We start from the raw sequence: 10986 nt of genomic DNA, 5'->3' as shown, positions 1-10986 counted from the left end.
TAACTTGGAAGGGGGGATTCTTTTGAAGTACAAATTGCTTGGCTTGATGCTTTTGTTATGCCTGGTTAATGTCTTGCCGCAAACTGCTTCGGCGGATAATAAGAGCCCTAATTTTAAGCTATCGCTTAACAAGAGTAATCCTGTATCTGGGGATAAGATACAGGTTACGTTGTCGGGAAAAGGTCTAGAAGATGTATTTGCTTACGAAGCCATATTGGAGTTTGATTCCAGACAGTTGACTTATGACAGCTGGATGGCCTCTGAGAAAGGTTATTCTGTAGCACCGGTGTTTACAGGAAACCAGCTTCTTTTTGCATATACGAAAATAGGTGAAGTTTCTGGGAGTTCCGGGAATCTGGATATGGGAACGATTACTTTTAAGACGAATGGTGTCGGTCCCACAGACATAACCCTAAAGAGCGTAAAATTAGTAGATTCCAAGCTTGCCTCATTTACGGTACAAACATCCGACGTACAAGTTTCTGCGATGATAAAAGGTCAAGTGAAGAAAGTCGTATCGGTTAACGACATTAGCAAGCCTGCGGAAAACGGAAAAGTGAATGTTTTCGTCAGTGGAGATGTGAATACGATCGTCCTTCCTGTCAATAGCGCTAATCTGATCGGCAATAATAAGCTCTCGATTCATACGGACAAATTAACGCTGGATCTCCCTCCAAAAGTTCTTGCTCAATTGATGAACAGCTTATCGGGAGATGAATTGCAGAATAGCACCATCGAACTATACGTTTCGCCGATGTACGATGCAGATGCGAAACAGTTGTTAAATAAAGGACAAAACTCAAGTGCGGCTCAACTGCGGTTATCCGGGCAAGTGTTCGAATTCAGCTTATCCGTGGTCAAAAAAGACGGCACAGTATTGAATTTATCTAACTTCGATCAGCCTCTGACGATCCACTTGAAACCATCTGAAGGTTTTGATCAGAAGCTGACTGCGATCTACTACATCGCTGACGATGGTACGCTGGAATACATAGGCGGAAAGTACGTGAATGGTGAGATAGTTGTGCAAATCTATCACTTCAGTAAGTATGCACTGCTAGAATTTAAAAAATCTTTCGCCGACGTTCCGTCCAGTCACTGGGCATGGGCATCGATTGAAGAATTGACGGCTAAGCACATCATTAACGGCACGAGCGCGGATACGTTCGAGCCTGATCGTTCAGTAACGCGCGCCGAATTTACGGCAATGCTCGTACGCGGGCTAAATTTAACGCAAGCAGGGAGTCAGACGTTTGCTGACGTAGCTTCTAGTGACTGGTATGCACAGCCGATTTCGATAGCGGTGAAGGCAGGCATCGTAACCGGCAAGACCGCCGATTCGTTCGCTCCGAATGCACAGATCACCCGTGAAGAAATGGTTACAATGGTGATGCGAGCGTACGCGATCAGCAATGGCGCTCCAGCAGACATGACGAAGGCTTCCTTGTTCAGTGACGAAGCGGATGTCGATTCGTGGGCTCTGCCGTACGTGCGGGAGGCTGCTTCTCTGCAGCTGATCAGCGGTCGCGAAGAGAGCAAATTCGTGCCGACAGGTAAATCAACGCGAGCTGAAGCGGCGACGATTTTGATGCGTATTTTACCGTAATTATTATGTACGTTTAATTGAAGTAGATTTATGAATCGAAGGGAGTTTGACAATGCCAATGTTATTTGCAAACGGTATCAAACGATCAGTTTCAATTTTGCTAACGTTGTTTCTACTCTCATCCTTCTTGTTTGTCACACCTGCCTCGGCTATTGTGGATAATACGGTGCTGACTACGAAGATTACGGCAGCGCAAGCGAAAAGCAATACAACGTTGTCGGGCAATATTTATACATCAGCCTCGTTTACTACGCTGCAAACAGCACTAACTGCTGCCCTCACCGTGAAAAATGACGGGAGTGCAACGCAAGTGCAGATCGATACGGCGGTTGGCAATCTGCAAGCAGCTATGGATGGGCTCGTTGCACCGATGCCGAAAACAGGATGGATAGCTTCAGCATCTAATGCCCATGCTAGCACCCCTGCACAGCGTGCTCTAGATAATGGAGCTACTTCTGGTACTCCTGGAGAGTCGGCATATTGGACAACAGGAGCATTACAGACTAGCGGAATGTGGTATAAAGTCGATATGGGCTCTTTACAAACCTTCGATATGATTCAGTTGATTATTTACAAAACAGCGGTTCCGGTTTCTATGGACATCTATGTTTCAAACGATAATACGAATTGGGGAACCGCTATCGCTAGCAAAGCCGGTACTCCCGGTACGATGGAAATCACCGTCAACCCGCAGACAGCTAGATATATCAAAATTGTTCAAACGGGAACCAGCGCGACACAGTGGTGGTCGATGTACGAGTTCAGTGTTTACAAATCCGTTGATAAATCGGCGCTGAATGGAAAGATAGCAGCAACGCAGGCATTGACCAGCAGCAGCTATACAACAGCTTCATGGGCTTCACTTCAGACAGCGCTAACTGCAGCGGTCAGCGTGAGCGGCAACGGAAATGCGACGCAAGCGCAGATCGATACAGCTGCTGGCAATTTACAGTCGGCCATTGATGGGCTCGTAGTGGCAGTGGCAGTGGCGGTCGATAAAACAGCGCTGAACGCCAATATTGCGACAGCACAAGCATTGAACAGCAATAGCTACACAACGGCATCTTGGTCTTCGCTGCAAACGGCATTGACTGCAGCCGTCAACGTGAGCAACGATGCGAATGCGGCGCAAGCGCAGGTGGATGCAGCGGCAGCAGCTTTGCAGACAGCTATCTCTGCGCTGCAAGTAACCGGTGTCCCAGCAGTAACACTTGAAAATTATTATGTTTCTACCTCAGGAAGCGACCTTACAGGCGACGGTTCAATTGAAAATCCTTTTGCATCAATTGAGAAGGCTAAAAACGCAGTAAAAACCAACCTTGTAGCAGGGCTAACCAAGGATGTGCATGTCTACGTAAGAGGTGGAACCTATTATTTAGATAATGCGATAAAGCTTAATGAAACAGATTCTGGCAACAATGGATTCAAGGTTATTTATACAAGCTATAATAATGAAAATGTAAGAATAATCGGAGGCAAGCCGGTAACGGGATGGACAGATACTGGCAACGGCATCTACAGTGCTGATATTACTGGAAGAAACAATTTCTGGGCGTTATTTGACAATGGCGTGCGTCTGCCCAATGCAAGTGAAACGAGCTGGCAGAGTATCACCGTGGCTGATAAAAGTCATTTACAAGCAAAATACGGGAATGCCACCAGTTGGTTTGGTGAAGTGTTGAAAGTAAATACCCTCAGTGGATCGTCTGTTACAACAGATATTTCCAAGGGCGCATTCAGTGGCAATCTTGAATATTTACAGGGGGCAAAGGAATACATAAATAGCGCCGGAGAATGGGCTATTTCAGGCAATTCACTTTACTATAAGCCGCTTGACGGTTCTAATTTGACCGGTCACGAGATCATTGCACCTACAACCGACAGGATATTCTACCTACAGGGAACAGAAGGAAACCGTGTAAAGAACATTGTTATTCAAGGCATGAATCTTGAAATGAATGATTTTGGCCCAAATCTTATTGCACATGCTGGTCATAATGGTGATCAGACAACCGAATATCCTGATAATCTCAAAGGACTTGTTGATCTTGATTATACGGAGAGCATTGTGGTTCGTGATTCTAAATTGACAGATGCCGGGTACATGGGGGTTGTCATCAATCATTATGGTCAGAACAACACGATATATGGCAACTACATTGAGGATACTGGCTATGCAGGAATATTTCTTATTGGCGAGAATCCGGGAAGTTTGAAATATTTTAATAAAAATAATGTGATTTCCAACAATGAAATTAAAAATGTAGGCAAATTTGTTGGGCACGGCTCGGGCATCTATTTAATGAACAGCGGAGATAATCAGATTACCCATAACAACATTTCCAATGTTCCGCGTTATGGCATCTCGATGAAAGGTATCCGTTACGGCGTTTTTGCAGCAAACGGCATTACTGGTGTTCCGTTTGAGGATCATTATCAGTACAATCAGACAACAAGAAATTATATTGGTTACAATACGATCTACAACACAGGTATGCGCTCTGGGGATGGCGGCGGTGTCGAAGGATGGGGCATCGGCAGAGATAACCGCATTGATCACAACATCATATATAATGCATATAGAGGTGTGGCAACTACGGGATGGAGAGGTCACAGTATTTTCACGGATGATGCAACGCATCATACAATGGTGACCAATAACATCGTATATGATGAGAATGCTGTTGCTGTAAATGCGGGAACGATGATGAAAAGTATATCCAACTATGTATCGAACAACGTATTTGATATAGGTTACGAATATAACGGCGCGGTAAACGTTGGCCCATACATTGAACCTTCTGGAGGCATGGTATTTGAGAAGAATATTGTCTATACCGATGCTCCAGGAACTCTGAATGCAAACGGTACATGGAGCAATACAGGAAATGGCGATAGAGTCATGCTGAAGTTTGATGATGGTTCTTATAATGTATCCGGTACTAAAGCACTTGAATCTATGGCAAGTATGAATAAAAATGTATATTTCAATAAGTTGGGTATACCATCCTTCCAGATTCTAGGCCAATTCCTGAGTCTAGACCAATGGAAGTCAGCTTCCAATAATACAGGTAAATATGATAAGGATAGCATCCTGGCAGATCCCAACTTCAAAAACACAGCAAACAGGGACTATCGATTGAATGCTAATTCTCCTGCATTTGCACAGGGAATTCGTTCTATTGAGTCAAGCCAGATTGGACTTCTTCCTKATTATAAGTTTGCAAGTAACGATAATGTTAAAACATTGTTTATAACTGCAGCGAATAACACACAGGCAGCGACAGCACTTCCTGTTGGAAGAACAGTTCAACTTGCGGTTTCCGCAAGAACTGAAAAGAACTATGCACTGGATAACCTGACGGGTGTAACATTCTCAAGTAACAATCCGGGTGCAGTTACTGTTTCCACTACGGGTCTTGCAACGGCCATCGGTAACGGAACGGCAATCATTACTGCAAACTACGTAGGAAAGACAGACAGTTATACAGTTTATGCTGGAGATACTCCAAATGCGATTGATGCAGATAATATTGCGCTTAAGATTACAAAAAATGAAGCTACGCTAGTTAATCCAATGATAAAAACAGCAGGCGGTAATAGTTTAGGCGATGTAGGCTACGTTTTTAGTGCAGTCGATCCTTCAATTGCTACAGTTGATGCAAGCGGAAGAGTAGAGGCAAAGAAAAATGGTTCTACGGCAATCGTTATTACGGCCAATGTTTCGGGTGAGACACTCACGAAACAGATCACAGTGAAGGTAACAGACCCATCGGTTGTATCAATTGAAGAGATGCAAGGCGTTACGGTAACCAATAGTTTTGGTGCCGTTCTAACGAAGTGGAATCCGATTGCTAACACAAAAGTCAATGTGTATCGAAAGGGCGAGACTGATCAGGACTATGTAAAAATAGCTCAGAATATTGCTGGGAATGGATATATCGACAGCAGTGTTGAAGTGAGTAAATCCTACTCTTACAGAATGTCAGCAGTTAATACAGCTGGCGAGGGTCCTCTTAGTGATCCAATCAGTGTTACGATTCTAGCAGAGGAGATCCTGTTCAGCGATACTTTCGACACCTCGATTAGCAATCTCTGGAAAGATCTTAACGGTGCTGCCGTGCCGGCGGCCAATGCAGGGATTACGAATGGTCAGTGGGTACCGACGGGCACTTGGTCGGGAGGTAATTGGAAGGAGTACTATGTGGAGTTGGGTAACACCCAATGGAAGGATTATGCAGTTGAAGCGGACATTACCTTCAACGGGCTTCAGGCAGGGGCGGAAGCTTATTCCGGATTTGGTATGATTACTAGAGCCAAAAAAAGTGGCAGTACAAACAATTTTTATCAATTCATTATTCGCGGTAATAATACGCAGTACGAATACTATAGAAAAGACAGTGCATGGGTCATGCTTAGTTCTCTCAATAACGCCGCTAAACCGGTTGCAGGAACGACGTTCAAAATGAGGGTGGAAAACGTTGGCAACATTCAACGCGCCTATCTGAATGGCGTTATGATTAGCGAAACGACAGATTCTGTTTTTACAAGCGGTGGGATTGGAATTGGATTCGGTAAAGAATTGATTAGTGTTGATAATGTTCGAGTCGTTAAGCTTAAGGATTATGCCGTAACCATCAATCAAGCAGCGAATGGAACGATAACTTCAAATGCAGTAAATGGAAAAGTAACAGTAGGAGGAAATGTTGAGTTTACTTTTACACCTGCTAATGGCTACAAAGTAAAAAATGCCACTGTGAACGGAAATGTAGTTGGTTTGACAAATAACAGTTACTCGGTAACAAATGTTCAGGGAGATTTAACAATAACAGCGGAATTTGAACCTATTAGCAAGACGGTTATGAGTATTACAACACCTGCTGCAATCACACAAGTAGCGAACGGAACAGCAAAGACGGCGGCTGCGCTTGGTTTACCTTCCAATGTAGGACTAATGACAGATTTAGGAAGTGTAAGCGCCAATGTGACATGGGATGTAGGAGCTTCAAACTATGACCCATCTAATAGGAATGAGCAGACATTTACTGTAAATGGAACAGTGGCTTTGCCGGCAGGAGTGGCAAATCCAAACAGTTTACCATTGACAACAAGCATCAGTGTAACTGTCACTGCCGGAATTGGAGTTCAATTAACCGGTCCAGTATCCGTACTAACCGGGCAGCCTATCATCTTGACGTACAGCTTGGTGAATGTGACTACGAGTGTTTACGCCCAGGATCTAACGATCAGCTATGATCCGACACAATTGCAATTTGTGTCTGCGGAATCAATCGTTAACGGATTTTCAGTTGTGGGTGAATCAGACGCTAATGGGACTGTGAGATTGCTTGCAGCAGCTTCAGGATCGACTGGCGTCGTGACGGGCACGATAGACGTTTTGAAGCTGAACTTCCAGGCTCGTCAGCTGAACCAAACAGTGAGCAGTGCCGTTTACGTAACGCAATCTGTCGTCGCTGACGTATATGGCGTTTTAACGCCATTAAATAGTCTTTCTGTCTACCACGTTCAGCTTACTGCTTCAACAGTTGTGGATAAAACAGCGCTGAATGCGCAAATTGCTACAGCACAGTCAACGGTCGATGCAGCCTTGGTTAGCCCGACCCGTTGGGGATATTACTCGCAGAGTGCAGTCAATGCGCTGAATGCAGCGATCAGCAGCGCGCGTTCAGTAGTCAATGATGTGAATGCCACGCAGGCACTAGCGAATCAGGCTGTAATTGATCTGAACACAGCACTGGTTACATTTGCGGGAGCCGTAAATACGACCGCAAGCATAGGCGACTTGGCCGTATTGGCAAGTCATTATGGAGCAACCAGCAGCCATCTGGATTGGTCTACACTTCATATGTATGACTTTAATCAGGACAACAAGTTGGATATTATCGACTTGGCAGCTTTGGCCAGAAAAATTCTTGGACAATAAACTTATAATAAAAAACTGGACAGCTGGCATATAGCCGCTGTCCAGTTTTTTATTTGCATCAGCTTGATTTAGAATTGCTTCTAAACTGACTTGGAGTTACCCCGTACATTTTTTTGAATAACGTGAAAAAATGACTTCGGCTGGAGAACCCTGCCTTCATCATGATGTCCATAATCGAATCCTCCGACGACGCGATCATGGTGCTTGCATACGTAAGCCTAATGTTGTTGATATAATCCGTCATGGAAATCAACCGGTGTTTCTTGAATAACTTGAAAATATAAGGAAGCGATAAACTTACTTTATCTGCAATGGTATCTAATAAATCCGGGTTCCCGTAATCAGCTTGAATAATCTGTGTTACATCATCAAGCAGCTTGATATACTTATTATCCTTTTTAGATTCCAGCTCTTTGGAAAGGAGATCGAACAATGCAAAGATATCCAATTGAACTTGATCTATAGTCTCCATTTTTTGTAATTTAGCGAGATACGTATTAAAATTGAAATTTACTTTTATGGCATGATTAGCTTCCAACACTTCTATGGCGTACCGAATAGACAATAATAACCTGATAAAGACGGAATCTAGAATCGTATAACTATATCGTGAGGCATTCTGGATGATATCAGACAATGTGTCTTTCGCCTTGCTGACTTGGCCTTGTAACAAAGCATCGACTAATTCCTTTTCTTGTTCCTGCGGATATTTATAATCATCCGTACGTATATTCAGGCTATCATTCAAAATAATGGATTGATGACCAAGGATCAGTCTGTAATACGATAAATCAAGTGTTTTTAAATATTGAAAATTGATTTCGTATAACGATTCAAAAGCTTCGCTAAATGTAATGGATAGGGATACATTCAAATACTTCTCCGTGCAATGTTGAATATCCGTTACAAGTGAAATCAATTGTTCATTTTTATAAGGCACTTCCTGCGAGTCATAGTGGACCATTACCAGAATCTGATCGTCTTCGATTTCTATACATTCATATTGGTAATTTTTCGTGAGTATTTCGGACACAATATTGACGATGCCGAACTTCAACAACTTACGATCAGCAAGGTTATATTTGGTGCAAAACTCTGCAAAATGATCCAGCTTTAATAAAACTAAAACATAGGGATCAGACGGTTGGAGTTCCATATTAAATTTAGCAAACTGCTTCCGTAAGAACTCAACAGATACTACATCCCCTGAAAGAACCATTTGGCGCAGAAAGTCTTGCTTCCTATAATAGAACGCGTTCCTTTGCTCGGATTCCAGGTCCTTATAATTTTGCAGAACCATTTTGATCGGTACAAAAAGACGTCTTGCAAAATATACCGAAAGTAAAATGCTTCCTATAATGAAGGAGAAAACAAGCAGATACATCTTCTGTTTCATTTTTTGAATATCTTCCACTATCGTTTGATAAGGAGTAATACTAATCAACTTCCAATCAAACACGTCAGTCGACGTAAAGGTAATGAAAGAATCCACACMATCGACGATCATTCGTAAATTGCCAATCTTTGATTTGGAAGCATCCACGGCTTGGATCCATGCATTCCCACTCAAGTCGGTTAATAAAGGATGTACACCATCATCGGTGAATAGCTTTCCGTTGCGATCGACAATAAAATTCCGGCTTTTAGTGTCAGTATCCAAAGATTCGATGCTTTGCTTAATTGATTCTTGCGAAATATTCATAATAATCGCTTCGCTGACTTTCCCGATTACCTCTTGTGAATCGAAAAACAAATACGAATAGACATAAATGTCCTTAGGCGCACTTGAGTCAATATCAGCCATGACATTGGGGATTTTCCTAAGCACAATACTGTGCGACTGGTTGTGGTGAATGTCATCCACAATTGAGAGAATCCCCTGATCTTTAAAGGTAGAGCGGTCATTTACAAAAACTGCGCTTGGAACAGAATAGATATGTTTGCCATTGTAAATATATATGGATTGCAAGAAAGGATAAATGTTTTTGTAAGATTGCAATTTGATATTATATTTCTTGTAATTCTCCGGACTTACATCTGAGTAGAGGATATCTTTAATCATATCATCGAAAAAAGCGGAGGTGGCGACAGATTTGACCATATCCGCCATCGTGCTTACATTCCGACTTGTATTCAGCAAGTCGTTTTTTTGTTGGTTGTAGACCATGTTCAAGGTGAAATCTTCAAAATTGCGAGTGATAAACGATGATTGAACGAAGAGCAGCAAGATAGAACTAATTAGAAAAGGTAATAAAATCGTTAAGAACAGCTGATAAGGATTTTTTAGTACAAATGACTTAAGCATGATGTTAATCCCCCCTCTAACTAAGAGTACCACAAGGACCGCGATTTGATAAATAGAAGGATGTGTCCATACCTTATTCAGAACAAATTCTTGAATATTGTACTCCTAATTTTCCGCTCAATGATACTAATTGCAGAGAATAGAAATTGTCATTTATTCGCAGGATGCTAAGATTAGGGCATAAGAAAGGAGCATGATCATCGTGTTGAAAAGAGCTATGCATTCCCGGGAAACAAAAAAGAACTTTCAATTGATCCTATTGGCTCTGCCAGCCATATTGAGTATTTTTGTCTTTTCTTATATTCCCATGGCAGGTATTTTCATTGCTTTCAAAAATATCAACTTCGAACTTGGTATTTTTGGAAGTCCTTGGGTCGGCTTTGATAATTTCAAGTTCTTCTTTACCTCAAGTGACGCTTGGATCGTAGTAAGGAACACATTGGGCTATAATATCCTCTTTATCGTGATAGGGACTTCGCTCTCTGTACTGTTCGCCATTCTATTAAATGAAGTCGTCAGCAGAAAAATACTAAAAGTGTATCAAACTGTGTTTTTCTTCCCTTACTTCTTTTCTTGGATCATCGTTGCCTATATGGTTTATTCCTTCATCGGTCCATATGGCGTTCTTACCTCTTTAGTTGAAAAATTAGGTTTTACATCGTTCCAATTCTATTCAACAACATGGATATGGCCCATTATTCTCGTACTGATTAACATCTGGAAAGGAATTGGCTATGTCAGCATCATCTTCTATGCAGGCATTTTAGGTATTTCGCAAGAGTATTTTGAGGCAGCAGCCATGGATGGCGCAACCAAGTTCCAGATAATCCGCAAAATTACAATACCTTTATTAATGCCGCTAATTACCATCATGACACTGCTATCGGTCGGGAAAATTTTTTATTCGGACTTTGGATTATTTTTCTTCGTTCCGCGAGAGATCGGCCAGCTCTATCCCGTAACACAAGTTATTGATACTTATGTTTACCGCATGTTGAAGGTTTCAGGCGACTTGGGCATGTCCTCTGCCGTAGGCTTGTTCCAATCCACGATGGGCTTCATCGTAGTCTTAATTTCCAATTTTATCGTCAGTAAAGTGAATGATGAAAATAAATTATTTTAACTCATGTT

4 protein-coding genes are annotated in these 10986 nt (G+C 42.3%); 3 read left to right on the top strand and 1 reads right to left on the bottom strand.

Features of this window, described 5'->3' with window-relative positions:
* Positions 1–22 precede the first annotated feature (22 nt).
* Together AC1DVJ_RS02165 and AC1DVJ_RS02160 are read left to right on the top strand one after the other, a co-directional pair.
* Positions 23–1606 carry an S-layer homology domain-containing protein gene (locus AC1DVJ_RS02165; protein WP_477587988.1) on the top strand — a complete coding sequence of 528 codons (1584 nt, stop codon included), beginning with the start codon at positions 23–25 and terminating at the stop codon, positions 1604–1606.
* A 52-nt stretch (positions 1607–1658) separates the two neighbouring features.
* Complete coding sequence (locus AC1DVJ_RS02160) at positions 1659–7550, top strand: discoidin domain-containing protein (RefSeq protein WP_477587986.1); 5892 nt, start codon at positions 1659–1661, stop codon at positions 7548–7550.
* Between the two features lie 58 nt (positions 7551–7608).
* Here the strand turns inward: AC1DVJ_RS02160 and AC1DVJ_RS02155 are convergent, their stop codons facing one another.
* Positions 7609–9855 carry a helix-turn-helix transcriptional regulator gene (locus tag AC1DVJ_RS02155; RefSeq protein WP_477587984.1) on the bottom strand — a complete coding sequence of 749 codons (2247 nt, stop codon included), beginning with the start codon at positions 9853–9855 and terminating at the stop codon, positions 7609–7611.
* Between the two features lie 202 nt (positions 9856–10057).
* Here AC1DVJ_RS02155 and AC1DVJ_RS02150 point away from each other — a divergent pair, with 202 nt between their 5' ends.
* Positions 10058–10978 (top strand): ABC transporter permease, encoded by a 921-nt coding sequence (locus tag AC1DVJ_RS02150; protein WP_477587982.1) that lies wholly within the window; start codon positions 10058–10060, stop codon positions 10976–10978.
* Positions 10979–10986 lie beyond the last annotated feature (8 nt).

This window comes from Paenibacillus sp. P4_A9 (assembly GCF_056402415.1).
This window is presented reverse-complemented; position numbering and strand designations above follow the sequence as displayed.